This window comes from Sutcliffiella horikoshii (assembly GCF_019931755.1).
GTDB classification, from domain to species: domain Bacteria; phylum Bacillota; class Bacilli; order Bacillales; family Bacillaceae_I; genus Sutcliffiella_A; species Sutcliffiella_A horikoshii_E.
Genome location: NZ_CP082918.1, coordinates 2525622 through 2551141 on the forward strand (window position 1 = coordinate 2525622; position 25520 = coordinate 2551141).

Sequence of the window (25520 nt, forward strand, 5' to 3'; positions counted from 1 at the left end):
TCTCTAAACTCTTTCATTCTGTACTTGATTAAACTAAACTTTACCACACATAAATGCCTCTATCAAGCGAATATTCTTACTAGTTTGTTATTGAGGCTGTCTGAAACGATTTCTCGGATGAACTATGCTCGGGCGAATTTTTGCACCCGGTGTACTTCTCCTAACAAGAATCATAAGCAATGCTTTTGGACTGAACGGGATGAATGGCCATAAGTATGGAGTATTCAATGAACGAGTTCCCGCAAGGAATAATACTAATAACGTCACTCCGACCACCAATCCTGGCACGTGAAATAATGCAACAAGCACTAATAGCAGCAACCGCATTATTTTATTGGCCACACTCAATTCATAACTTGGGGTTGTGAATGAACCAATAGCCGCTACCGCCACGTATAGAATAACCTCTGGTACGAAAAGCCCTACATCAATGGCAATTTGCCCAATCAATACAGCGGCAATTAAACCCATCGCTGTAGAAAGGGCGGTCGGTGTGTGAATCGCTGCCAACCTTAGAAACTCCACTCCTATATCTGCAAGAAAGATTTGAAAGACAACAGGGATATTGGATTCTTCATTTGGCCCGATAAAGCTTATCTGCTCTGGAAGCAGACTTGGTTCTAAAATCATTAAGAACCATAGTGGCAGAAGGAACAAAGAAGCAAAGATACCGCAAAAGCGTACCCAGCGGACAAACGTACCAACTGCTGGAGACTGACGATATTCCTCTACATGTTGCACATGATGGAAGAATGTAGTCGGTGTAATGATGACACTTGGCGAAGTATCCACCATCACGATGACATGCCCTTCCAACAGATGAGTAGCTGCAATGTCAGGTCTTTCCGTGTAACGTACGAGCGGATATGGATTATAGCCCTGCTTTACAATAAACTCTTCAACTGTTTTATCCGCCATGGTCAGCCCATCAATATCGATATTTTTCGTTTCTTTTCGAACGATATCAACCAGATCAGGGTCTGCCACATCCTTTATGTATGCAAGACAAATGTCTGTTTTTGAACGTTCTCCGACTTGGAAAATTTCATAGCGGAGTCTCTCATCCCTAATTCTTCTACGGGTCAGCGCAGTATTAACAATAATATTTTCTACATAACCGTCCCTTGCTCCCCTTACCACCTTCTCCGTATCAGGTTCTTCAGGATTGCGTCCTGGGTAAGAACGAGTATCAATGACAAAACCGCTGTGTTCCCCTTCCAGTAAAATAACAACCAGTCCGCTGAGCACTTGGTCGACCACTTCATCCATATACTCAATGTTATTTACTTGCTGATTCACCAATCGATTATGAACAATCTCTTTTACCTTATATGTCTTCTTTTCAAAATCATTAACATGCAGCAATTCTTCCATAAGTTCTATTATAAACAACGTGTCACATAGACCATTTACATAATAGAGGTTCAACTCCTTACCAAGAACGGTGAACTTCCTTACGCCAAGGTCAAAGCTGACATCAAGCCCTACTTCGTCTTTAAAAAATTTTTCGTTATTCGTCAGCTTCGGTGATATCGGTACTTTTTCCATTCCATTGTGAGACATCATACCCATTCCTCTCTAAAATGATTTCGACCGCTTTGCTGGTAATGGGAGCTCCTCGTTTTACATCATCTCTCCTTGCCATCTTGCCTATATCGCCAATTCCGACAATAAGCGGAAAATGCAATTCATCTAAACAATACACGGTATCTCCATTTATTCTTCCAATATCCATTTCTTGTATTCCACTTTTATCAACTCCTTGAGAGGAGACTTGCAAATCACGGTCAACCGTTATGTGCACTCTTGTCCATTCCGATTGGTGTGTCTTGGAAGCAACGGCGATTACTCCTAATACTTCAATCTGTTCATGAGTGGCCACATATCGAAGAGCCCGTTCACCGGCACCCTCTCCAAGAAAACCGCTGTCATCAAACATTACAAAAACGGGTTCACTTTTCGCCTGCAATATTAGCTTCACTAACTCCTCCCCACTAAGCAGGGTAGGATTGCCGAATGAAGCGGAAATACATCTGCCGCCATAGTGTTTTGCAACGAGCTGTATCGTCTTCTTGGCATATACATCTCCATCGGTTATTAAGATGACCCGTTTTGTAATCACATCCATCTACCCTTTCGGTTTAAAGATTAGTGCGGCGATAAAAGCAAATAGAATGGCTGCTGAAATTCCCGCAGAAGTTAACTCGAATATTCCCATTCCAATTCCGATAAAGCCATGTTTCTCTGACTGATGCATGGCACCATGTAGTAAGGAATGACCAAAGCTTGTAATTGGGACGGTTGCACCTGCACCTGCAAAATCAATCAGCTTATCATATATTCCAAAACCGTCCAGGATTGCCCCAGCTACAACAAACGAACTCATCACATGAGCAGGTGTAAGCTTGGCAAAATCCAGTAATAGTTGCCCAACAACACAAATCAGCCCGCCGACTATAAACGCTATTAAATATTCCATTATGGACCCACCCTCTCTAACACAACTCCATGGGCGATGGTTGGAATCGATTCCTTTTGCTGAATCATAGTAGGGCTTAGCAATGCTCCTGTTGCAACCACAAGGACTTTCTTGATCATGCCAGTCATCAGTTCATTAATGAGATGGGCATAGGTTACGACCGCACAACAGCCACAACCACTTCCGCCGGCGAATACTTCCTGATCCGGCCTGAAAATCATCAATCCGCAATCGCTATGCTTCACCGTAATATCATAGCCTTCTTCTTTTAGAAGTTCTTTTAAAATAGGACTGCCTACACCAGAAAGGTCGCCTGTGACAATCAGGTCATAAGTGTCCGGATTCACATTTAGATCTTGAAAATGCGCTTGAATCGTATCAGCAGCTGCTGGTGCCATGGCAGAACCCATGTCAAAGGGGTCTGTGATGCCAAGATCTATAACTCTTCCGATGGTAGCTGAGGTAATACGGATCGGGCTCGGTTGCTTGCTGACAAGCGCAGTTCCAGAACCAGTCACAGTGAAAGTTGCGGAATCAGGTTTTTGTCCTCCATATTCGGTTGGATAGCGAAACTGCCTTTCTGCTGTGGCATTGTGGCTGCTGGTGGAGGCAAGCACCGTATTAGCAAAACCACCGTCCACAAGCGCTGCACCGACTGCCAATGTTTCCATCGAGGTGGAACAAGCACCAAACATGCAAAGGAATGGAATTTGATGATGCCGAGCCACATAATTAGCCGTTACATTTTGGTTAAGTAAGTCCCCTGCAAGGAAAAAGTCAATGTCTTTGTATTCCAGGTTCACCTTTTCCAGACAAGTTTGAACAGATTGCTCCATCAACCTTCTTTCGGCAAGCTCCCAATTATCTTCACCACAGTGGAGCTCATCATAAGTTTTATCGAACAAAGATCCAAGGGGCCCTTCCGCTTCTTTCGGCCCAACGGCAGTTCCTGTGGAGCTAATATAGATTGGTTGTTCGAAAACCCAACTTTGTCTTCCTGTTAGTCGCACTACTTTTACCCCCTAACCAGTAAAACTCATATTTAGTAAATACCTGATCATGCCTACTACATAGGCAGCCACCACTCCAAACACAATGACACTACCAGCAAGTTTAAACATATTGGTCGCAACTCCTAGAACAATCCCTTCACTCCGGTGTTCCATCGCTGCACTTGTCATGGAGTTTGCGAAACCAGTGACAGGCACAGCTGAACCTGCCCCAGCAAATTGACCGAGTTTATCGTAAATGCCAAGTCCTGTCAGCAGAGCTGATATTAAAATGAGAGTAGCTACTGTAGGGTTTCCCACATTTTCTTCTGAGAAGTTAAACATGGTCATATAAAAATTTTGTATACCCTGCCCAATCAAACATATCAGCCCTCCTACAAGAAAAGCCTTGACGCAATTGATAACGTAAGGTGGTTTAGGCTGGAACTTTTTTATGTTATTTTTATAATTATCTTTAAGCTTTTCACTCATGATTGCCACACCTCCTACAAATTGACAAACACTAACCAGTGATATAATGACCCAATTATTTTCCCGAACACAATGGCCATTAAAAGAATCGCCATCTGACCGTCAACCCCGATCCTTTTTGCCAATATCGGTAACACATTCAGTACCTCCGTCAATGCTGCAGCAAGCAAACCGACAAACACCCCGCAAAACAAACCAATCGGGATGGCGAGAAAAGAAGGCAGATGAAAAGCGACACTGTTTAAACTGATCCAACTTCCAAACAATGCGCCTCCAATCACTCCCCATTCATAGCCATAGACAAATTTCGTTGTCTTGGTCAATTGTGTTAACCTCGGAATGATTCCCAGTACAGCAAGAAACGCAACAAAACCTGAACCAACAGCAAGCCCCCCGGCCAAACCGAGAAATACGACAAAAACAATATTAATCGTCATCAATTTTCTTCGAGCTCTCCTTGTTTTCATGCATGATTACATATTGATCCAAATCCTGTTGATAGTTGAACATTTCTACTTCTAGGGGGCTGGGCTCTTCATTAATTCGTTTACGGAAAACATGATTGAAGAATAAAATCATCCCTAAGCCCAAACCAATGGAATAAGGAATCTGGAGAAGAAGCGGCTTGTCATCCTCAAGGCCAGTGATGGTTTTGAAAATCTTCTGATGGACGATCCGCATGCTGACATCTTCATGAAAATTCATGATGGCCAATGCTGCACCTAAAAATAATAGAAGCCAAACACCGATAAAAAACATCGGGCGGAATCGTCTCTTTTTATACACAACCTCCACAATAGTCTGAGCAGGCCCAAAGGTTTGGATATCCAGTTCTCCATCTACTTTCCTAATCTCTTTAATCATCCGCATTACATCCAACACGACGATGGATTTATCACTCATGTTTATTTGATGTATAGAAATGTTTCGAACTTTATCTAAAATCTCCGTATCTGCAACTAACTGTGCGATATCTTCTATTTTTATCATTTGATTTGGACGAGCTTGAATCCGGTGACGAAGGCGAACATATAGTGATTTATCCATCTTCCAAACACATCCTGGCAAAAGATATTGTATATGTAGTATGGATTAGTGGGAGATTTACCATGCAAAGGAAAAAAGAACACCAAGAATTACCACGTTTTCTCCAACAAAAAAAACCGTACGGACATCATTCATCCATACGGTCTTTCATTTGTTGCAATATTTTCTTTTCCAGTCGACTCACCTGCACTTGGGAGATACCAAGACGCTGGGCAACTTCGGTTTGAGTCTGGTCTTTATAGTAACGTAGATATACAATCAGCTTTTCCCGTTCATCCAGCTCTTCAATAGCCTCTTTCAAGGCAATCTTATCAAACCAGCGATGCTCGGAATGATCAGCGATTTGATCCAATAGGGTAATAGGGTCTCCATCATTTTCATAGACGGTTTCATGGATAGAGGAAGGTGCACGTGCAGCCTCTTGCGCAAGCACCACTTCTTCTGCCGTGATCTCCAAAAATTCCGCTATTTCATTAATGGTCGGTACTCTTCCATACCTTTTGGATAACTCATCTTTCGCTTTCCTGATTTTGTTTGCCACTTCCTTCAACGAGCGGCTAACCTTCACACTTCCGTCATCCCGGATGAATCGCTGAATTTCCCCAATGATCATCGGAACGGCGTAGGTTGAAAATTTCACGTCATAAGAAAGGTCAAACTTATCGACTGATTTTAAAAGGCCGATGCAGCCTATCTGAAACAGGTCGTCAGGTTCATAGCCCCGGTTCATAAAGCGCTGAACCACAGACCAGACAAGCCTCATGTTTTTTTGCACAATCGTATCCCGTGCTTCTTGTTCGCCGGATTGACTTCTTTTTATCAGTTCTTTCACTTCATGATCTTTTAGGTATGTTTGTGTTTGGTTCTTGACCTCAACATCCATAGGCTTAGCTCCTTAATTACAAAGCGCTTTGCTCTTAGCTAAATACTTGGTCATACGGATTGAGGTGCCTGTTTCTCTAGATGAATGAATTTCTACATAATCCATAAAGTTTTCCATGATGGTAAACCCCATACCAGAACGCTCGAGCTCAGGCTTAGTAGTGTATAACGGCTGTCTAGCTTCCTCTACATCATCAATTCCCATACCTTCATCCCTGATGGTGATATGGACAGCTCCGTCTTCTAGTTCAACAGAGATGTAAACTGTGGCCTTAGGGTCATTGTCATAACCATGAATGATAGCATTTGTCACTGCCTCTGAAACGACTGTTTTGATTTCAGTCAATTCATCCATAGTCGGGTCCAATTGCATGATGAAAGCCGCTACTGTTACCCTTGCGAACGATTCATTTTGGCTAAGGGCAGAAAATTGAAGATTCATGTGATTTTTCATTATGCCACCCCCAATTTTTGCAGGGCGTTTTCTTCACTTTCTTCTAAACGGATAATTTTAAATAGCCCGGACATTTCAAACAGACGCTTAACAGCAGGTGAAATGGAACAAACCACCATTTCTCCCCCATTATTTTTAATTTGTTTATAACGCCCCAATATAACACCGAGCCCTGAGCTGTCCATGAAAGACAATTGCTCCAAATTTAAAATAATATGAGTGATCTGATGTTTTTCGATTATAGCTGTAGCTTGATTACGCAAATTTTCAGCTGTATGGTGATCCAATTCACCTGCTAAACGTACACAAAGAACATTTTGTTTGACTTCCAAATCAACGGTAAGACTCACTGCACTTTCCCCCTTGTGGAAACTTTGTTCAGTGAGTCAATTTCTATATTTGATTTCCGTTTTCCTGCCTGCAGACAAAACTAGTGTTTATTCGCTAAAAAAACAGGTTCTATACTTGTGATTATTTAAATCAACCTAGTTTGGAGAAGTGACCCATGGAACGTTTGAAAAGTTGCCACCAGCTTGCTTCCATACTGTCTTTTGCAGCTACCAGGTCACTTTCCGAAAGAACCTTTCCGCCTTTTTTAAGGACAATCTTACCTACTTTGTCTCCTTTTTTAACTGGCGCCTTCACATTTTCATCTACAGTGATTATTTTCTCCACATCATCTGTATTTTCACCTTTCTTCGTTAAAACAGAAATCGGTTCGCTTGTTACGGCATCTACTTCTTTTTCAGAACCTTTACTGATTTCCACTCTTCCTACTGCTACGTTTCGTTCATACATCGGGTGTGTTTTATACTGACTGAATGCAAAATCCAACATATTCGTAATCTGAGCATTTCGGTCTTTCGGTGTCGGTGCACCAAATACTACAGCTATCACACGCATATTGTCTTTTTTGGCAGTAGCAGTCAAACAATACTTTGCTTCTTGTGTAAATCCTGTTTTCACTCCATCCACACCAGGATAGAATCTAACAAGTTTGTTTGTATTAACCAACCAGAATTTCTTCTCTGAATCTTGTCGGAGATAGTCTTCATATTGGCCTGTATATTTAGTAATTCCTTCATATTTCAACAGTTCTTTTGCCATCACAGCCATGTCGTTTGCAGTGCTGTAATGATTTTTAGCCGGTAAACCTGTTGGGTTTTGGAATAGTGTGTTTTCTAGACCAAGGTCTTTCGCTTTGGCATTCATTCTATCTACAAATGCAGCTTCAGATCCTGCGATACGTTCAGCCATTGCGACAGAAGCATCATTACCTGATGCGATCGCAATACCGCGAAGCATTTCATCTGTCGTCATTTCTTCACCAGGCTCGAGAAAAATTTGCGATCCTCCCATAGAGGCAGCATATTCACTTGTCCTGATTTTTTCATCCCACGTAAGTTCACCTTTATCAATAGCTTCCATAATCAAGAGCATCGTCATGATTTTTGTCATACTCGCCGGGGGCAATTTTTCGTGTCCGTTTTTTTCATACAGTACTTGACCAGTGTCGCGTTCAATCAATATAGCAGATCTAGCATTTTCAGTAAGTTGAACACTTTTTTCTTCCGCCCCTACAACAGGACTAAATGCGGAAAAAGTAAAAGCAATTGCAATTATTGCGGTGATTAACTTTTTCATCCTTAGACCTCCATTCATATTCCTACTTCACATTTTTTCCAAAATGTTAATTTTTATACTAAGTATTGGTAATGGAGGGAAATAATTTTGCATAGTAAAAACAGCCCTACCAAAAAGGCAGGGCTGCTCTCAACGCAATTCATTATTATTCAGAAATCGTATCATAAACAAGTGGGGGAACTTTCACTTCGCCACTTACCACTTTAATGCTCTCATATAATGCTTCTTTTACTTTTGTAAGATCTTCTTGGTTACTGTGGATTGTTGCAAGTGACTCGCCTGCTTCCACTTTGTCACCAATCTTTTTGCGCAGAACAATTCCTACTGCAAGATCGATCTCAGAGTCTTTAGTTGCACGGCCAGCACCAAGCAACATCGCAGCAGTTCCAACAGAATCAGCCACAATCTCAGATACTACACCAGCTTCTTTTGCTTCAAGCTCCACCACATGCTTAGCTTGAGGTAATTTCTCAGGGTTATCGACAACAGAAGCGTCTCCACCTTGTGCTTCCAAGAATGTCTTTAATGTTTCGATTGCTGCGCCAGAGCGGATAACTTCTTCCAGCATTCCGCGTGCTTCTTCCAATGTAGAAGCTTTTTCTGCTAAAAGAACCATGTAGCTACCTAGCTCCAAGCAAAGCTCTTCTAAATCTTTTGGACCTTCGCCACGCAAAGTGTCGATAGCTTCTTTAATCTCTAATGCGTTACCGATTGCAAATCCAAGTGGCTGGCTCATATCAGAGATGACTGCCATTGTTCTGCGGCCAACATTGTTTCCGATATCAACCATTGCTTTTGCAAGCTTTTTCGCTTCGTCCAAGTCTTTCATGAATGCACCGGCGCCAGTTTTTACATCCAATACGATTGCGTCTGCTCCAGCGGCAATCTTTTTGCTCATGATGGAGCTTGCAATCAACGGAATGCTGTTTACAGTAGCTGTTACATCACGCAAAGCATAAAGCTTTTTGTCAGCAGGAGTCAGGTTACCACTTTGGCCGATAACGGCAACTTTATTTTTGTTTACATAGTCGATGAATTCTTGGTTGTCGATTTCTACGTGGAAGCCTGGTACAGACTCAAGTTTATCGATTGTCCCACCAGTGTGACCAAGGCCACGGCCACTCATTTTAGCAACCGGAACTCCAACAGCCGCTACAAGTGGTGCCAACACTAATGTTGTAGTGTCGCCAACTCCGCCAGTACTGTGTTTATCAACTTTGATACCTTCGATAGCAGATAGGTCAATGGTGTCTCCAGAGTGAACCATTGCCATTGTTAGGTCTGCGCGTTCTTGGTCACTCATTCCTTGGAAGAAGATGGCCATGGAGAAAGCGCTCATCTGATAGTCAGGAATGGATCCGTCTGTGAATCCGTTTACGATGAATTGGATTTCTTCTGTTGTTAGTTCTTTTCCGTCACGTTTCTTTTGTATAAGGTCTACCATTCTCATGCCGAAACACCTCTTATTTTCTATAAAATAAATTACATACCTTTAACAATTGTTTTTACGAATTGAAGGAAGTTTGCTTTTACCATTTCTGTTGTTTCCATTACTTCGTCGTGTGTTAATGGCTGGTCAAGGATTCCCGCTGCCATGTTGGAGATGCAAGAGATTCCAAGCACTTTCATGCCGCAATGACGGGCAACGATAACTTCCGGTACAGTGGACATTCCCACTGCGTCTCCACCAAGAGTACGAAGCATTCTAACTTCAGCTGGTGTTTCATAGGAAGGTCCTGTGTTCCCTACATACACACCCTCTTGAACTTTAAGACCGATTTCTGCTGCTACATCTTTAGCCAATTTACGAAGCTGTTTGCAATATGGCTCTGACATGTCAGGGAAACGTGCGCCAAGCTCATTGTTATTTGGTCCAATTAGCGGATTCGTTCCCATGTTATTGATGTGATCAGTTAAAATCATTAAATCTCCTGCTTCGAAGCTTTCGTTCACGCCTCCAGCAGCATTTGTTACGATTAATTTCTCTACACCGATATACTTCATAACACGAACTGGGAACGTCACTTTTTCCATGGCATAGCCTTCATAGAAGTGAAAGCGTCCTTGCATGGCAATTACAGTTTTCCCTTCTAATTCACCAATCACCAGTTGGCCTGCATGGCCCTCGACAGTTGAAACAGGGAATTCAGGAATCTCTGCGTATGGAATCACGACAGGGTTTTGAATTTCTTCTGCTAACACACCAAGTCCAGATCCAAGGATTAGGCCGATTTCTGGTTTGTTAGATAATTTCGCATTAATATATTCAGCTGATTTTTTAATAGCTTCTAAATTCATTTAATAACTCCTCCTAGTTCAAATCTTGTAAAAAGCTTTTTCCGTGCTTAGGCATTCTTGTATTAAAGTTGTCTGCAATCGTTGCGCCGATATCTGCAAATGTTTTACGGATATCTAACTGCTTTCCTTCTTTATGCTGAGGAGAGTAAGCTAATAATGGCACATATTCTCTAGTATGATCTGTTCCTGGTGCTGTTGGATCGTTTCCATGGTCAGCAGTAATGATTAATAGATCATCTTCTTTTAAGTTGGCAAACACATCAGGAAGGCGTGCATCATATTCTTCCAATGCTTTTCCATAACCTTCAGGATCTCTTCTGTGACCATATACTGCGTCAAAATCAACCAGGTTTAAGAAACTGATACCTGTAAAGTCCATAGCTGTTGTTTCCACCAATTTGTCCATTCCATCCATGTTAGAGACAGTGCGGAGTGATTTCGTCACTCCCTCCCCATCATAGATATCGGAAATTTTCCCAATGGAAATAACATCATAGCCACTGTCTTTCAGTTCATTCATTACTGTACGTTCAAATGGTTTTAATGCATAATCATGACGGTTGGATGTACGTTTCCAGTTACCTGCTTCACCAACAAACGGACGTGCAATAATTCGTCCCACCATGTACTTTTCATCTAAAGTTAATTCACGTGCAATTTTACAAATGTCATATAATTCTTCAATAGGAACAACATCTTCGTGTGCTGCAATTTGAAGAACGGAATCTGCAGAAGTATAAACAATCAATGCTCCTGAATCTACGTGTTCCTGCCCTAGTTGATCAAGAATCTCCGTTCCGCTCGCAGGAATGTTCCCGATGATTTTACGGCCTGTACGTTCTTCCAACTCTTGAATAAGCTCATTTGGAAATCCGTCAGGAAATACACGGAAAGGTGTATCGATTCGCAAGCCCATGATCTCCCAGTGACCTGTCATGGTATCTTTTCCGCTTGAAGATTCTTCCATTTTCGTGAAGAATGCTAGGGGCTTTTCTGCTTTTGGAACACCCTTTACTTCTTCAATATTGCTAAGACCAAGCTTTGCCATATTTGGCATGTTCAGCCCGTTCATGTGTTCAGCTATATGTCCTAAAGTATCGGCACCCTTATCACCGAATTTTTCAGCATCCGGTGCTTCTCCGATTCCAACAGAATCCATTACTACTAGAAACACTCTTTTATATGTATAAGAACTCATTTTATAACCTCCTACTAACTTTCGATCTGATTTTACCTCTTGTATTTTCCCCTTTTTTACTTAGGATAGTCATACAAGACCACACTTCTACTTGTCAGAAGTCTGACATCTGATTCTAGTATAAACAAGCGCTTTCAAAGTTGCAATTAAAATGATAAAAAAAGACTGTTCAGATAGTTCGAACAGCCCTACTCCTGTTCCCGCTATAAGAATCTAACTTTATGCTCTTGGGTGGAACATCGAGTAAACATCCTTCATGCGGGTTTTCGTGACATGCGTGTAAATTTGGGTGGTAGAAATATCGGCGTGTCCAAGCATTTCTTGGACTGCACGAAGATCTGCCCCATTTTCTAAAAGATGTGTGGCAAAAGAATGTCGCAACGTATGCGGAGTCAATTCCTTTTCAATACCGGCTTCCTTTGTCAACTTTTTTAGGATTTTCCAAAAACCCTGTCTTGTTAAGCGGTTACCATAAAGATTCACAAACAACGCATCCGTGGTCTTCTTTTTTAACAGTTGACTTCGACTTTCTTCTATATAAGTGGTGATGGCATTTTGGGCCATTGTTCCAAGCGGAATGATTCTTTCTTTGTTTCCTTTTCCTACGCAACGAACAAACCCCATGGTTAAATGTACATCGCTGAGATTCAGGGATATCAGCTCGGAGACACGCATTCCTGTAGCATATAATAGTTCTAGCATCGCTTTATCACGCATGCCAAACACTTTACTCGTATCAGGCGAATCTAGTAATGCTTGCACCTCTTCTACAGACATAACCTGTGGAAGCTTTTGTTCTTGTTTAGGACGGTCAATATGTACTGTCGGGTCTTGAGTTGTGACCTTTTCCCTTAATAAAAATTGATGAAATGAGCGTATGGAGGCAATATGTCTGGCTATTGTTTTGGACGACTTTCCATTTTCCGTCAGAAACTTTAAAAACTGTATAATGGTAGACCGTGAAACTGCATCCAACGAAGATATTTCCTCTACTTTACTTACATACAAAAGATAAGACTTTAAGTCTCGCTCGTAGGAAACTACCGTGTTTGACGCCAGGCCTTTTTCGACTACTAAAAAATGAATAAAATCTTTTAATTGATCCTGCAATACCCTCTACTCCCCGTAATGATAAAAGAATACCAAGCGCTGCAGCCAGCCCTCATCCCTTTCTTCTACCATTTTTGTCACTTTCACCGCTGCCCCTTCAGGCTCGTCATAACGATGATAATTCTGATACTCTTGATTAATCCACATAATTCCATAGTAAAATAAGACCGTACAACCAGTGAATAAAATAAAAACTTTAAATGTATTATAGCATGAATCTATAATATTCTTCATAAAAGTCAACCTCCAAATATGCAAGTTATCCCAATAAACTTGTCTTATTAGAAGGTATGACAAATTAAAGCAGAATTATACCTTTAAAACCAAAATAAAAACCTTTCCCATCTTTATTGGAAAAGGTTTATGTATTCTCTTCTTCCGTTTGATCATCAGGATCTTGGCATCGATGACAAACTCCATGAAAGGTTAAACGGTGGTCCTTTATTTTGAAGTTCCAATCACGTTCTACGATTGCTTCCACATCTTCTAGTAGGTCGTCTTGAATCTCATCAACCGCCCCACACTCTATGCAAACTAAGTGATGATGGAAATGCTTGGCACCTTCTTGACGAAGATCATAGCGTGATACTCCATCGCCAAAATTTATTTTATCGACAATTTTCAATTCCGTCAGTAATTCCAATGTTCGATATACAGTAGCCAGTCCAATCTCAGGTGACTTTTCTTTCACGAGGAGGTATACATCTTCCGCGCTCAAATGGTCCTCTTCATGTTCCAGCAAGACTCGGACTGTTGATTCTCGCTGAGGAGTTAGCTTATAGCTTGCGGAATGCAGTAGCTTTTTTATGCGGTCTATCCTATTTTCCATTTCGTTCCCTCCCTCGCTTTACCACTTTATTTTATCGAAAGCGCAGGGAACTGTCAAAGAAAAAAATAATCATTATAAATAAGTGAAAATAATCATTATTATATTGGTTTTATTCTAATATGGAAATAACAGATTTCATGAACACTGGAGATGCCAATGCTTCTATTAATGAAGCTCCCACAAGCAGTAAGCAAATGAATCCCATCGCGACCGTATATCTCATAAACTGTTGAAAAAACGGCTCCTGTATTCTTTTTACAAACTGCTGCCTGATCATCTTCAAGGAAAAAGCCACCGATAAAGTTCCAATGATAATGTATGCAGGAATCGCAATCATATTTTGTGGAAGGATGGCCACAAAGGAAAAAAGGAACCCTTTCCAGCTTAGTTGATTTACTAAGAATCCCACCGTAAATCCAACTACCACTCCTTTTAAGAACAGTAGTATTAAAATTACCGGAAGTCCAATAATGGATATACCAAGCACCCACATTAAAAGAACGTATTTAATATTATGGAAATAACTCTGAAAGAATATGTCTTTCGAGCTTGCAAACTGTCCTTCTTCCACCTGACCAAAGAAGCGGCTCAGATAGACAAACAGATCCTGTTTTTGTGAAAAGTTCATACTATTGACCACGATGGCCCCGAAGATAACTCCCATAAAAAAAAGCACCACTATAAACAAATATAGAGAGGAGTGTTCTTTTATATGCCCTAGTAAAATAGTAAACCGCGACTGTTTTTTCATCCCTCTTCCTCCTATCACTCTCTTACTAGAGTGTATGATAGAGGAGGGGAAGTATGACTTGTTTTAGGATAGAAATTTCAAAGGGTGGGTTTTCCATATTATTCATCACTTACCTTACCAAACCTGCCCCCACCGCCAGCTTTAAACGCCAACCTTCCGCTTCGAGCAGCCACAATCAGAGACGCGACCTTCTCACCTACGACTTCCACCAATTCTTCGTGACTTGCATCATGGAGGATTCCCATTTCGGTTCCGAACACTCCTCGTAATTTGATCAATGTTTTCGGCCCTACACCAGGTATGAAGTCCAATGGGACCTGATGTATATATGGCGGGCGGTTTCTTAACGGTTCCTGATTATCAGCTAATTCTTCAATCCGATCAGAAACACCTTTAATAAATTTGGTGTGGGCACAACTGTTACAACTATTATCCTCCTGTACGAAAGGAGTAAAGCACTTTTCGCAAACTGTCGTATAGTACTTTCCTAACTGTGGACTCAAGCCGTAATTACTAACCACGCCTCGCCCATCCACTTCCCTCAAGGCTAGACGCAACTCTTCAAAACTTGGTTCCTTCATGTGTATCTTTTGATACTCTCTCGCTATTTTACCAACGGAATGAGCATCAGAATTTGAAAGAAATGTATACCCGCCCAACTCACTTAATCGACTGGCCATAGATGTATCCGCACTTAACCCAAGCTCGATTGCATCAATTAGGTCTGGATCGAATACTTCCGACAAACTCTTTTTCACTCCCTTGCCATACAGACTCTTAAACGGTGTAAAAACATGTGCGGGGATGAGCAAGCCGCCAAGCCGGTTTACCTCACGCTGAATAGCAACCGCATTCTCATACACACGCTGAGTGGACAAGGTGACATTTTTCATACGCTTGCTTAGCCAGTTTGAGAACTCCACCATTTTCTCCACTGTCTTCATATAACAAAGTGCATGTATTAAGCCCTGACAGTTCTCATCATAAATTTCGATTTCCGCACCAAGAATCAATGTAATATCTCCCATGCGTACACCGCCGTCTTCGAGCTCCACCAACTCACCAGCTGCAATACGATTACGAAGACCGATAAGCACTTCAGGTACCTGGCAATCGATGACACCTACCATATCTAAGCCCTTTTTAAAGCGCGCCTCTTCCAAAACAGCCTCCAAAGTTAACTTATTGGAGGCTGTAATTTTTACCGGCTTACCACTGGCTGTCCGGCCCAAATGTATATGTAAATCAACAAAAAATTCTTGCATGGCCGTCCCCTACTTTCGAAGCAATGTTTGCATTTGCAAATACTGCACGGCATAAGCAGTCTTCGCATCATAAATTTCCTTCTTTTCAATAAGTTCGAGTGCCTCATCTAATGATACTTCCAATAGGTCCACAAACTCATCCTCATCTAAGTGATGTTCTTCCGTGTCTTTGCGCAACCCCTTTGCAATAAATAAGTGAACCAATTCATCTGCAAAACCAGGTGAAGTGTAAAAAGAAATCAAAGGTTGCAATTCATCACAAGTATAGCCAGTTTCCTCTTGAAGTTCCCGTTTTGCGGTGACAATCGGCTCTTCCCCTTTTTCTAGCTTTCCAGCTGGAATCTCGACCAATACACGTTCCATCGCCTTTCGGTATTGACGGACCATGATTATCTTATTTTCGTCCGTTACTGCTATTACCGCCACTGCACCAGGGTGTTTAACAATCTCCCTTTTACTTGTTTTTCCATTTGGAAGTTCCACATCCTCTAAATATAAATCAATGATTCTTCCAGAGAACAATTTTTCACTATGTAAAGTTTTTTCTTTTAAATGATTCATCCCGACCGCTCCTTGTTCTGTAGTCATCCATTTCTTCATACATTCTACCATACAAGGGTTAGGAGGGAGCAAATTGAAGGTCTATGTCCGCCCAAACAATATCGTATTGGTAGGAAAGGCTTGGGAAATCCGAAACAAGCTTAGGGAATATTCCCTTCATCACGTGTATGTAAAAACATGGATTAATTCTTTAAAAGATGAATGATTTGTAGCAGAACCCTCCTTTTCGGTAAAATGGGGAAAAAGGAGGGTTTTTCTTGTTACCTAAAAACCGACTTGGCAAATCAGATTTATATGTAAGTAAATTGGGACTTGGTTGTATGTCCCTTGGTACGGAAGAAACGAAAGCAATAGATATTGTGAAAAGAGCGCTTGATTTAGGTATCAATTATTTAGATACTGCAGATCTGTACGATTTTGGACAAAATGAGGAACTGGTAGGAAGAGCTTTAAAGGGGCAACGCGACAAAGTAGTGCTTGCCACAAAAGCCGGGAACAAATGGACTCAAGGAAAAGAAGGCTGGGAATGGGACCCTTCTAAACAGCATATTCAATCAGCAGTAAAAGATAGCCTGCGTCGCCTACAAACAGATTACATCGATTTATATCAGCTTCACGGCGGTACGATAGAGGACCCGACCGAAGAAACGATTGAGGCATTTGAGGAGTTAAAAAAAGAAGGGTACATCCGAGAATACGGGATCTCTTCCATTAGACCGAACGTTATTAAGCGGTTTGTAGAAAACTCCTCGATCGTATCGGTTATGATGCAATACAGTCTTCTCGATACACGACCGGAAGAATGGTTGGATTATCTCCACGAAAACAATGTTAGTGTAATAGCTCGAGGCCCACTAGCAAAAGGACTATTGTCCGACAATGCTCTCAATAAGCTTCAAGACAAGTTTAAAGGAAAAGATTTTCTTGATTATAGTCACGAGGAGTTGGAGAATCTCTTACCAAAACTTATGGATTTTACTGGTGAGAAGCCGCTTCAAACAACTGCTATCCACTATTGTTTTGCACACCCTGCCGTCGCAGCAGTTATCCCTGGTGCAAGCTCCATTGAACAATTGGAAGCGAACGTCCAAGCCATGAAGAAAAATGCACTTTCAGAAGAAGAATACGCAACAATAAAAGAAATCGTCAAGCAGTCTACTTACGTCGCACATCGCGACTAACACCATGCAGTCTCCCGCTTAGGGATACTGCTTTTTTATTTCGAAAATTTGAAACTTATTCCATTTTGTTACGTAGAATAATTTATCTATGTACCGAAGGGGGAAACTTGATGATTAAATACCTTATGACATTAATCATTGTGCTGGCAGTAGAAATCGGAATCCTACTCGGAATCTCCACCTACTTTGACTTTAACCTCTTAAGCACCATGTTTTTCGGCTCTCTTGTCTTTGTCTTCCTTGCATTCTTCACAAGCTCTTCTGGAGACATTTTCACGAAAAATTCAGAAGCAGCCGTTTTTGATTCCATGGCTGGTCGATACACCCCGCAACAACAAAAACCAACATTACATATCGGTCCATTTTTGCTTGGATCCCTACTATGTTTGGCTGTCTACTTCATCATGGCATTCTTCCTCTCATAAAAAAAAAGAGAATGGTTATGTTAGCGGACCATTCTCTCTTTTATTTCCTCTCCATTCTTACTTGAATTCTTTCCAATTTTGATTACTTTCTTCAAACAGTTCTTCAAAGGATTTATTCTTCTCTTTTAATCGTTTTTCTTCTTTTTTTCTTTCCGCTTCTTCCGCTTTTTGTTTTTGTTCTGTTTGAACAAGTTGATCTTTCATCGACTTTAATTTCGAATAAACATCCCCCTCTAACTGATCTTTTAATGATACTTTCTCTTCCTTCTTATTCGTCAAAGGCCTTTGATTATTCTTATGCTTTTTCTTCACGGCAAGCACACTCCCATAAACACGTTTTCTAGTAGTATAGCAAATTACGATTTATCCATAAACAATCATTAAAAATATATTTGTTTCTTAAAGATAAATATTATTACTTTATAATTATTATAAAAAAGTATTGATTTTCGTCTAATAACTGTTATTATTATAAACGTAATCTTACTTTTTAATTTGAGGTGAAGGATTTTGACAACTAATAATAGACTCACAACTAGCTGGGGGGCTCCTGTTGGAGATAACCAGAATTCCATGACTGCCGGTTCCAGAGGACCTACTCTCATACAAGATGTACATCTACTAGAGAAACTCGCACATTTCAACCGAGAACGTGTACCTGAACGTGTTGTTCACGCAAAAGGTGCAGGTGCACACGGGTATTTCGAGGTAACCAATGATGTAAAAAAATACACCAAGGCAAAATTTCTTTCCGAAGTAGGAAAACGCACGCCACTTTTTGTCCGATTTTCCACGGTAGCTGGTGAGAACGGGTCTGCAGATTCAGTTCGTGATCCACGTGGTTTTGCGGTGAAATTTTATACAGAAGACGGCAATTATGATCTTGTCGGAAACAATACACCGGTTTTCTTCATCAGAGATGCCATTAAGTTTCCTGACTTTATTCATACACAAAAACGTCATCCTAAAACACATCTGAAAAATCCTAATGCCGTTTGGGATTTCTGGTCACTTTCACCTGAATCCCTGCATCAAGTGACCATCCTGATGTCTGATCGTGGTATTCCTGCTACTTACCGTCATATGCATGGGTTTGGTAGCCATACGTTCAAATGGGTAAATGAAGATGGTGATGGTGTTTGGATCAAGTATCATTTTAAAACAGAACAAGGCATCAAGAATCTGACTGAAGAGGTTGGAACGAAGATTGCAGGTGAAAACTCTGATTATCATACAGAGGATCTGTTTAATGCCATTGATAAAGGCGATTATCCGGCATGGAAGGTTTATGTACAGATCATGCCGATGGAGGATGCTGATACTTACCGATTTGATCCATTTGATGTGACCAAAGTATGGTCTCAAAAAGATTATCCTTTGATGGAAGTTGGACGAATGGTATTGGATCGAAATCCGGAGAATTATTTTGCAGAGGTAGAGCAGGCAACTTTCTCTCCAGGCACACTTGTCCCTGGGATTGATGTCTCTCCAGACAAAATGCTGCAGGGACGCCTTTTTGCCTACCATGACGCGCATCGCTACCGTGTTGGAGCGAACCACCAGGCTCTACCTATAAACCGAGCACGAAATGAAGTGCACAACTATCAAAGGGATGGCCAAATGAGGTTTGACAACAATGGTGGAGATTCCGTCTATTATGAACCGAACAGCTTTAATGGTCCAACTGAAACGGCTGAAAATAAACCAGCTTCCTTTGCTGTTTCTGGAATGGCAGACAGTGTATCTTTTGATCATCATGATCACTATACACAAGCTGGAGATTTATATCGCCTGCTTAGTGAGGAAGAACGTTCCCGCTTGGTTAAAAATATCGTGGCGGCGATGATGCCGGTTGAAAACGAGGAAATCAAGCTTCGCCAAATCGGACACTTCTATAAAGCTGAACCGGAATACGGTATTCGCGTTGCAGAAGGACTTGGGTTGCAAGTCCCTCAGAAAGTACGCTAGTTATATAGTTTACTAACTTTACATTTCTCTTTTATTCTCACTTCTGTCAAGCAGGCACTGATTATTGGTGCCTGCCTTTAATAAACATTCAATCAGTTTCCAATGGCTTAACTCCCTACCTTCTCCAGATAAACGAATTTATTCTCTTTTGACATGGAAACAGAAGATAAAAGGATCCTCCATCCTTTTAAGGGACTTCCACATTTAAAGTGCATCGTATCTGTTCCCCCAAGTTCCACTGTGTAGGTTCTACTAACGCACCAGTCCACTTTAATTTGGAAGGTGTATGTTCCAGGCTCCAGCTCGATAGTTTCTTTGCCCCCATTTGCAATTTCACCGATAATTTTTTCATTAGCTAGGATCTGATAGTTTCTCATTTTGTTTGCAAATTGATCTTCTCGCTCGAAAACTACTTTTGCCATCTCTCTTCCTCCTAATCTTTCCAAAAATTCACACCAGAATTTTTCTACCCGTTTACTAAATTTTACAAACCTATCCACCGACTGGCTGAATATTAATATCAAAATGAAAAAAAGGCAGCCTGTATGAAAGCTACCTTACTTTTCTACATTTATTAATGTATTTCCTTGCCTCATCCTAGTGAAAAGAACGCCAAAAAGCTCCTTTTTTATCAATGATACTGTTAATCTCTTTAAAAGGTATTTCAAAAGTCGGAAACCCTGCTGCATATGGCGCTATTTCATATGGCGTAAAATACAAGAATAACGCATCACTCGACACATAGAAGGGCTGATCAGGTTGAATCCCCTTAAAAGAATCCGGGAAGTAGTTGTCAGGGTTTTCCTGTATTTGTTTCGCCACCAAATCGCTTAACACCTTGACATAGTCACTGTCCGCCTTGAATAAATCTTTTAACGTGTAGATTCTACCGGAATCAATATCTATCGGCACCATGATTTGTGTCGGCATCCCGTGTGCTGCTCCAAACGGGTAGTTGTAGCCGTTAAGCTCTAAGATTAGTAAGTTCTTTTTATAAAATTGTACAGAAAAATCACCTGTGTAATTATAATCGAGCTGTTTATCCGGCGGAATGGGAATAATTTGAGATTGAGTGCGTAACACCTCGTTCACTTTTTTCTCTGCTTCTTTATTCTTCATTCCTTGTATCTGTGGAAAATACACCAGATAATCCTTGTTCGGCCGGTACTTTTCCTCCCGGATAGAAACATTTCTGTTTACCGGAATAACCGAATTTTGTGCATAGACCAGGTTCCCGCTTTTGTCGTAATAAGATAATCTTTGATCTACAAATGCTTTTACCAACTGCCCTTCGATGGACAGCGTTCCAACCCCATCTATAACCGGAAGTTCTTTTGCCTGTCTGCCACTTTTGTTGATAAAGAAGCTTTTAAGCCCTTGCGTCACAGAGCTATATTCTCCCTTATAGTTGTTAACTGCATCATATTGAAAATCCGTGATCATCTGCCCGCTCACCGTATCTGCAATGGCATATGTGGAGCCTGTGTATGGCTCTTCAGGGTTAATTGCTCTACCGACTGCTGCCCTGTTCCCACCAAGTTGGTTAATATCATTGTATCTTGGTGGAATAATATAGTTTCCACTCTTATCAATTAAACCGTATTTATTTCTATAGTCACTTGAAGCATTGACAACAGCCCTTCCTCCTTGAAAAGGTAAAGCCATCCCAAATTGGGGTTTAATAACGACATTCCCCAACTCATCTACATACCCTGCTTTATCCTGGTAGGTTCTCTTGAAAGAAATTAGCCCTTCACTTAACCCATTCATCTGTTCATATGGATAAGTTTGGAGCTGAGTTCCTGTTGAATTTAACAAAGCATACAAGCTATCTTTTACCTGAACAAGTGCTTTTCCCTCACTCATATCAAAGGCATATTGATATTGGGGAGGTATCGCTACATTTCCGTTAAGATCTAAGTATCCATAAAGTGTGGTACCATCATTTTTGGAATCTTGGAAAACCGCACGGCCTCCCTGATAAGGACTGATGAATGAGTACGGTCTTTGCGTCAATACTTTTCCCTTCTCATTAATGACAACGGAACCACCCTCATTTAACATAGCAATGGCACGGCCCTCTGTAAAAGGGAAAATGGAGCTGTACTTAGGGCGAACCACAAATTTACCGGTTTGTGTAATAACTCCTGCCCCACCCTTGCGAACAATCGCCAGCCCATTTTGCTGGAATTCACCGGCATCTTCAAAGGTTGGCTTTAACACAAACTTCCCTTTTTCATCTATATATCCCCACTTTGTTCCTTCAACTGTTCTAACGGAAGCAGGAAACAAACGCGGTTTAATTATTCTTCCGAACATATATGTGGTCACCCCATTAGTTTTTGATATCTTATGGGGGAATGCCTTGATGGGTGAAGACCTAGCTTCCTCTTTTACTAAACTTCATTAAATTACGTAATACGTAGGTCTCCCTCTCGATCCAACCATTGTGGCCACTTAGTTTTTGTGCACGCTCGTTTTGCGATATAGCATCTTCTATCAAAATCCATTTAGCGGTAAAACCCTGTTCTATCTCATATCCCTCTAACTGTTGAGCAACTGTTTCTCCCCTGCACTCACACAGGTAATAATGGGAGTTCATTTCAAACAGAATATCTTGATTGAAAACATCCTCTCTTCTTTCCACAAACACACCGAATTTTTCTCCTACAGTCGTATCCACATAGCCCGTTTCTTCTAATACTTCTCGAATGAGGCCTTGTTTATGGGGTTCTCCAGATTCGACACCCCCACCCGGAAATTTGAAATCTCCTTTGTTGGAGTGGAGCATCAATATTTTCCCGTCGCGGATAACGACAGCCCTAACCACTTCCCTTACTTTTACATGTTTGTTTTCTACTTTCTCTATCCCTATAAATTTATTGAAATACATATTTAACACCTTTCTTTAATCTTCTTTTATTAACCATCCAATGGCATTTATATCATTAAGATGGTGGAAAAACAGAGCATCCTCTGTCTCCATTACTCCCGTTATATTCGTAAATGGTATGGAATCACTTTGCATATCTTCTAGTACTTCGCCTGATTTATTAATCGCGATAACGTGGGAGTAACCTGCCCCTTTAGGCAACATTTTAGCTGGAAGGCGCATTGCCATTTTCCTTAATAACGGCTTATCGGAACTAAATTCTAAGAAATCATTTCTGGGCATGATTAGTCCAATCCAGAATTTTCCGTTCTCTCCTGCCATCATATTATCCGGTAATCCAGGTAGATTATCTAGGAGAACTTCTGCAAATTCACTTTCTTCTTTTGTAGTTAGTGTCTGATCTGTTTCGAGGTTTAACTTCCAGACGCGGTATTTTCCCGTTTCATTTATTAGGAGATATTTTTCGTCAGTACTTAGTGCTATTCCGTTTGCAAAGCTAATATCTTTCATTAGAACTCTAGTTTTTTTCGTAGCCGGATTATACTCCAATACTCTACCTGTGCTTCTATTTTCAAGAATATCTATTTCTCCAGCGCGGCCAACATCACCGATTTCTTTCGCTTTTGTCCTTTGAGAAGCATCCGTAAAATAAATGGTTCCATTATTAGAAACTACTACCGCATCAATAAAATTTAAGGGTTTCTCTTCCACGGTGTCTGTTAAAAGATCAATCTCCCCGTCACCATCTTCATAATTGCTTATTTTAAGTAACCCGCCATGGTTACCATAAAGTGGGTCAGCAACTATGATTGATCCTTCGTTATCAAAGTCAAAGCCTAAAGGCCTGCCTTTCGTATTTGCGATTTCTTGTAATCCTGTACCATCCTCACGTACACGAATGATTGCACCAGTTTTTGTGGCTGCGTACAACCATCCTTCACGATAGACGATATGCTCCGGCTCTGCATATTCTCCAATAGACAGATATTCCATCCCACTTAATCTATTATTTTTCTCAAAGGTACCTGTATATCCATGGGATTTTGGAGATTCCCATGCAACAGGATCAATGGAGACAGGCCAAAATAATAGATATAATATTAATACTGTACAGAGAAATGCAAGCACTTTGATGATTTTGAGTTTCATAGTTATTCCTCGACCTCCAATAAATACCATATATTACTTATTATCTACTAAAAAATTGCAACAGTCTATGCGAAATTGTAGAAGGTTAGAGATTAATGGTAGAAGTTCGTCTGGGAAATGTAGAAGGTGGTCCGGGAAATGTAGAAGTAAGCATTTAAACAGTCGAAGCGGACGTATTTATGGTAGAAGCTCCTATTTTCCAAACAAAAAACAGGTGCACTCTCCAAAGAGTTACACCTGCTTATCTTCCTCTCTTACCACTATATATCGATTTTGAACAAGTCCGGTTGGGAACGAGTTGCTCTCAACAAGCTCAAGCTTATTTTCTCGTTCTGATCCTTTAAATAATCTTACGCCATTCCCTATTAGAATCGGAACGGTGGAAATAACATACTCGTCAATCAGATCTTGTCTGACAAATTCTTTTATTACTTCTGCTCCTCCATCAACAAAAATATGCTTCCCACTAGTTGACCGAATGTTATTAATTAACTCTTTTACATCGCCAGAATAGTATTCAACATTTTCATCTGAACCTTCTTTAGAATTGGAGAGCACATAGGTTTTTCTTTCCTTGTGAGGGAACTCCATGCCAAAAGACAGGACTTTCTCATAAGTTCTCCTACCCATAATTACTGTATCGACACTTTCTACAAATTCCATATATCCATAATCTTCTCCGGGAGTATCCACTATGGAAAGCCAGCTGATATCATCATCTTTCTTTGCTATAAATCCGTCCACACTCTGGGCTATGTATACAATTACTTTTCTTGAGTTTCTCATTTGTTTTGCTCCTCTATCACATCATTTATTTCTTGATAGTAGCATTTTAACAAAACAGGAACAAGCACCTGGATATAGTCTCATCCGCTTTTTTTAAAACTCCCTTTTTCTATCAGGGAATCCTTGATTCTATATATGGAAGAGACGAATTCAATACGTTCCGATCTCATAATATCTATTGGTGTTACGTCCCCTGTAACCAAATCCTCGACCAAATCTATGCCAATATGCTGAAATGCTTTGTCAATTATTTCAGAACAGATGTAACGATCCTGTTCATGAATAATGATGTTCCAACGAAAATAACGTTTCACGCATAATGAAATAAGCCGCCACCAATCGTACCCTTTAGAGGTGGAAACTTTTTTATGAAGAAAATGAAGTAATTCTTTTTGTTGGTCTTCCGTCAAATTCACTTTTAGTCTATATAAGTCGTATTCTTTGTACGGATTCTTCATGATCTCCATTTTACGATATAAATCAACTTCACAAATTTGCTCTTCATCCACTGCTATGGTCACATGGGTGTATTCAGATTTCAGAAAAAAACGGATAAAAGGACTGAAATTGCAATTTCCTTTGACAAAAAGTAAATCACCGACTGCCATTTTCATCGTTCCACCCCACTAACTTTAAAATCAGGTAAAATATCCCTATATGTACTTACCTTATTATATAACAAACTCTATGTCTTTTTTACTAATTCTTCAAATTCTTTAAAAAGAACGAGTTGGTTCAAAAGTGGAATTAGATTATAATGAGAGTACTAGAATTAAAGGAGTTAAAAGGCAATGGAGAAAAAAGATTTGGAACAAGCAATCATACAAAACTACCAAAAAGAAGAAAATATGATGATATTGGTCTTTGCTCAATGGTGTATCAATCATGACCTCGATCCATTTACTCTTTATACAAAGGCATACCCTGATCAGGCAAATAACCCAGCACTTGCTCAAGCCTTGGAATTGACAGTGTCGAAGGAAGAGGCCGGGGATATTTCAAATGATACGGTATTAGGGGTGTTAGCTATGTTTGGGAATGATGACTTAGCATTTGTCGTGTCTGAAGAGATAGAAAAAACAAAAGGAAAATAAGAAAAACGGCGTTTGCATATTTCTG

General features: G+C 40.6%; 32 protein-coding genes. 5 read left to right on the plus strand and 27 right to left on the minus strand.

All coding sequences use genetic code 11. The features are described 5' to 3' along the window. Window positions 1–87 precede the first annotated feature (87 nt). From K7887_RS12900 to K7887_RS12995, 20 genes are all read right to left on the minus strand, one after another. Complete coding sequence (locus K7887_RS12900) at window positions 88–1563, minus strand: spore germination protein (protein ID WP_223493646.1); 1476 nt, start codon at window positions 1561–1563, stop codon at window positions 88–90. Further along, window positions 1511–2128 (minus strand): stage V sporulation protein SpoVABEA, encoded by a 618-nt coding sequence (locus K7887_RS12905; RefSeq protein ID WP_317849210.1) that lies wholly within the window; start codon window positions 2126–2128, stop codon window positions 1511–1513. The genes K7887_RS12900 and K7887_RS12905 overlap by 53 nt, the downstream gene beginning before the upstream one ends. Next, the gene (spoVAE, locus tag K7887_RS12910; RefSeq protein ID WP_223489692.1) at window positions 2129–2479 is read right to left on the minus strand and encodes a stage V sporulation protein AE; all 351 of its coding nucleotides are present in this window, start codon (window positions 2477–2479) and stop codon (window positions 2129–2131) included. Continuing rightward, entirely contained in the window at window positions 2479–3489 is a 1011-nt protein-coding gene (gene spoVAD, locus K7887_RS12915; protein WP_223489693.1) for a stage V sporulation protein AD, read from the minus strand. The genes spoVAE and spoVAD overlap by 1 nt, the downstream gene beginning before the upstream one ends. 12 nt (window positions 3490–3501) lie before the next feature. After that, window positions 3502–3960, minus strand: a complete 459-nt coding sequence (gene spoVAC, locus K7887_RS12920; protein ID WP_223489694.1) for a stage V sporulation protein AC — start codon at window positions 3958–3960, stop codon at window positions 3502–3504. Window positions 3961–3974: 14 nt separating this feature from the next. Beyond that, complete coding sequence (locus tag K7887_RS12925) at window positions 3975–4397, minus strand: stage V sporulation protein AB (RefSeq protein WP_223493647.1); 423 nt, start codon at window positions 4395–4397, stop codon at window positions 3975–3977. Next, on the minus strand, window positions 4387–5007 hold the full coding sequence (locus tag K7887_RS12930; protein ID WP_223489695.1) for a stage V sporulation protein AA: 621 nt from the start codon (window positions 5005–5007) through the stop codon (window positions 4387–4389). The genes K7887_RS12925 and K7887_RS12930 overlap by 11 nt, the downstream gene beginning before the upstream one ends. A 127-nt stretch (window positions 5008–5134) precedes the next feature. Beyond that, window positions 5135–5890 (minus strand): RNA polymerase sporulation sigma factor SigF, encoded by a 756-nt coding sequence (gene sigF / locus K7887_RS12935; RefSeq protein ID WP_010194391.1) that lies wholly within the window; start codon window positions 5888–5890, stop codon window positions 5135–5137. Window positions 5891–5902: 12 nt separating this feature from the next. Continuing rightward, the gene (spoIIAB, locus tag K7887_RS12940) at window positions 5903–6343 is read right to left on the minus strand and encodes an anti-sigma F factor (RefSeq protein ID WP_223489696.1); all 441 of its coding nucleotides are present in this window, start codon (window positions 6341–6343) and stop codon (window positions 5903–5905) included. Next, window positions 6343–6693 (minus strand): anti-sigma F factor antagonist, encoded by a 351-nt coding sequence (gene spoIIAA, locus K7887_RS12945; RefSeq protein ID WP_060667032.1) that lies wholly within the window; start codon window positions 6691–6693, stop codon window positions 6343–6345. Before spoIIAA ends, spoIIAB begins: the two co-directional genes overlap by 1 nt. 130 nt (window positions 6694–6823) lie before the next feature. Further along, window positions 6824–7987, minus strand: coding sequence for a D-alanyl-D-alanine carboxypeptidase family protein (locus K7887_RS12950; RefSeq protein WP_223489698.1), 1164 nt, complete (start codon window positions 7985–7987; stop codon window positions 6824–6826). A 145-nt stretch (window positions 7988–8132) separates the two neighbouring features. Continuing rightward, complete coding sequence (locus tag K7887_RS12955) at window positions 8133–9437, minus strand: pyrimidine-nucleoside phosphorylase (protein WP_223489700.1); 1305 nt, start codon at window positions 9435–9437, stop codon at window positions 8133–8135. A 32-nt stretch (window positions 9438–9469) separates the two neighbouring features. Next, on the minus strand, window positions 9470–10285 hold the full coding sequence (locus tag K7887_RS12960; protein WP_223489702.1) for a purine-nucleoside phosphorylase: 816 nt from the start codon (window positions 10283–10285) through the stop codon (window positions 9470–9472). Window positions 10286–10298: 13 nt separating this feature from the next. Further along, the gene (gene deoB / locus K7887_RS12965) at window positions 10299–11483 is read right to left on the minus strand and encodes a phosphopentomutase (protein WP_223489703.1); all 1185 of its coding nucleotides are present in this window, start codon (window positions 11481–11483) and stop codon (window positions 10299–10301) included. A gap of 219 nt (window positions 11484–11702) precedes the next feature. Beyond that, entirely contained in the window at window positions 11703–12593 is an 891-nt protein-coding gene (xerD, locus tag K7887_RS12970) for a site-specific tyrosine recombinase XerD (RefSeq protein WP_223489705.1), read from the minus strand. 6 nt (window positions 12594–12599) lie between these two features. Beyond that, window positions 12600–12827 (minus strand): YqzK family protein, encoded by a 228-nt coding sequence (locus K7887_RS12975; RefSeq protein ID WP_010194376.1) that lies wholly within the window; start codon window positions 12825–12827, stop codon window positions 12600–12602. A gap of 127 nt (window positions 12828–12954) precedes the next feature. Beyond that, complete coding sequence (gene fur, locus K7887_RS12980; protein WP_223489707.1) at window positions 12955–13422, minus strand: ferric iron uptake transcriptional regulator; 468 nt, start codon at window positions 13420–13422, stop codon at window positions 12955–12957. 109 nt (window positions 13423–13531) lie between these two features. Next, entirely contained in the window at window positions 13532–14173 is a 642-nt protein-coding gene (gene spoIIM / locus K7887_RS12985) for a stage II sporulation protein M (RefSeq protein WP_223489709.1), read from the minus strand. A gap of 98 nt (window positions 14174–14271) precedes the next feature. Beyond that, a complete protein-coding gene (locus K7887_RS12990) occupies window positions 14272–15438 on the minus strand; it encodes an endonuclease Q family protein (protein ID WP_223489710.1) in 1167 nt (388 codons plus the stop codon). A 9-nt stretch (window positions 15439–15447) separates the two neighbouring features. Next, entirely contained in the window at window positions 15448–15999 is a 552-nt protein-coding gene (locus K7887_RS12995) for an NUDIX hydrolase (protein ID WP_223493648.1), read from the minus strand. A gap of 73 nt (window positions 16000–16072) precedes the next feature. Between K7887_RS12995 and mciZ the strand changes: the two genes are divergently transcribed. From mciZ to K7887_RS13010, 3 genes are all read left to right on the plus strand, one after another. After that, the gene (gene mciZ, locus K7887_RS13000) at window positions 16073–16204 is read left to right on the plus strand and encodes a Z-ring formation inhibitor MciZ (RefSeq protein WP_223489712.1); all 132 of its coding nucleotides are present in this window, start codon (window positions 16073–16075) and stop codon (window positions 16202–16204) included. 115 nt (window positions 16205–16319) lie between these two features. Continuing rightward, window positions 16320–17180 (plus strand): aldo/keto reductase, encoded by an 861-nt coding sequence (locus K7887_RS13005; protein WP_263290355.1) that lies wholly within the window; start codon window positions 16320–16322, stop codon window positions 17178–17180. Between the two features lie 110 nt (window positions 17181–17290). After that, entirely contained in the window at window positions 17291–17605 is a 315-nt protein-coding gene (locus K7887_RS13010; RefSeq protein ID WP_223489717.1) for a hypothetical protein, read from the plus strand. Window positions 17606–17662: 57 nt separating this feature from the next. Here K7887_RS13010 and K7887_RS13015 read toward each other — a convergent pair whose 3' ends face one another. Further along, window positions 17663–17917, minus strand: a complete 255-nt coding sequence (locus tag K7887_RS13015) for a YqkE family protein (protein ID WP_223489718.1) — start codon at window positions 17915–17917, stop codon at window positions 17663–17665. Window positions 17918–18115: 198 nt separating this feature from the next. On the opposite strand from K7887_RS13015, the gene katA reads away from it, so the two are divergent. Beyond that, window positions 18116–19573: a catalase KatA gene (gene katA, locus K7887_RS13020; RefSeq protein WP_223489719.1), complete on the plus strand. Its 1458-nt coding sequence runs from the start codon at window positions 18116–18118 to the stop codon at window positions 19571–19573. Window positions 19574–19680: 107 nt separating this feature from the next. On the opposite strand, the gene K7887_RS13025 is transcribed toward katA, so the two are convergent. From K7887_RS13025 to K7887_RS13050, 6 genes are all read right to left on the minus strand, one after another. Further along, the gene (locus K7887_RS13025; protein WP_223489720.1) at window positions 19681–19995 is read right to left on the minus strand and encodes a hypothetical protein; all 315 of its coding nucleotides are present in this window, start codon (window positions 19993–19995) and stop codon (window positions 19681–19683) included. A gap of 175 nt (window positions 19996–20170) precedes the next feature. Continuing rightward, window positions 20171–21892: a WG repeat-containing protein gene (locus K7887_RS13030; RefSeq protein WP_223489721.1), complete on the minus strand. Its 1722-nt coding sequence runs from the start codon at window positions 21890–21892 to the stop codon at window positions 20171–20173. 61 nt (window positions 21893–21953) lie between these two features. After that, window positions 21954–22466, minus strand: a complete 513-nt coding sequence (locus K7887_RS13035; protein ID WP_223489722.1) for an NUDIX hydrolase — start codon at window positions 22464–22466, stop codon at window positions 21954–21956. Window positions 22467–22481: 15 nt separating this feature from the next. Beyond that, window positions 22482–23615, minus strand: coding sequence for an SMP-30/gluconolactonase/LRE family protein (locus K7887_RS13040; protein WP_223489723.1), 1134 nt, complete (start codon window positions 23613–23615; stop codon window positions 22482–22484). A 231-nt stretch (window positions 23616–23846) separates the two neighbouring features. Then, complete coding sequence (locus K7887_RS13045; RefSeq protein ID WP_223489724.1) at window positions 23847–24401, minus strand: dihydrofolate reductase family protein; 555 nt, start codon at window positions 24399–24401, stop codon at window positions 23847–23849. Window positions 24402–24481: 80 nt separating this feature from the next. After that, entirely contained in the window at window positions 24482–25015 is a 534-nt protein-coding gene (locus K7887_RS13050; protein WP_223489725.1) for a C40 family peptidase, read from the minus strand. Between the two features lie 177 nt (window positions 25016–25192). On the opposite strand from K7887_RS13050, the gene K7887_RS13055 reads away from it, so the two are divergent. Beyond that, the gene (locus tag K7887_RS13055) at window positions 25193–25495 is read left to right on the plus strand and encodes a hypothetical protein (protein WP_223489726.1); all 303 of its coding nucleotides are present in this window, start codon (window positions 25193–25195) and stop codon (window positions 25493–25495) included. Window positions 25496–25520 lie beyond the last annotated feature (25 nt).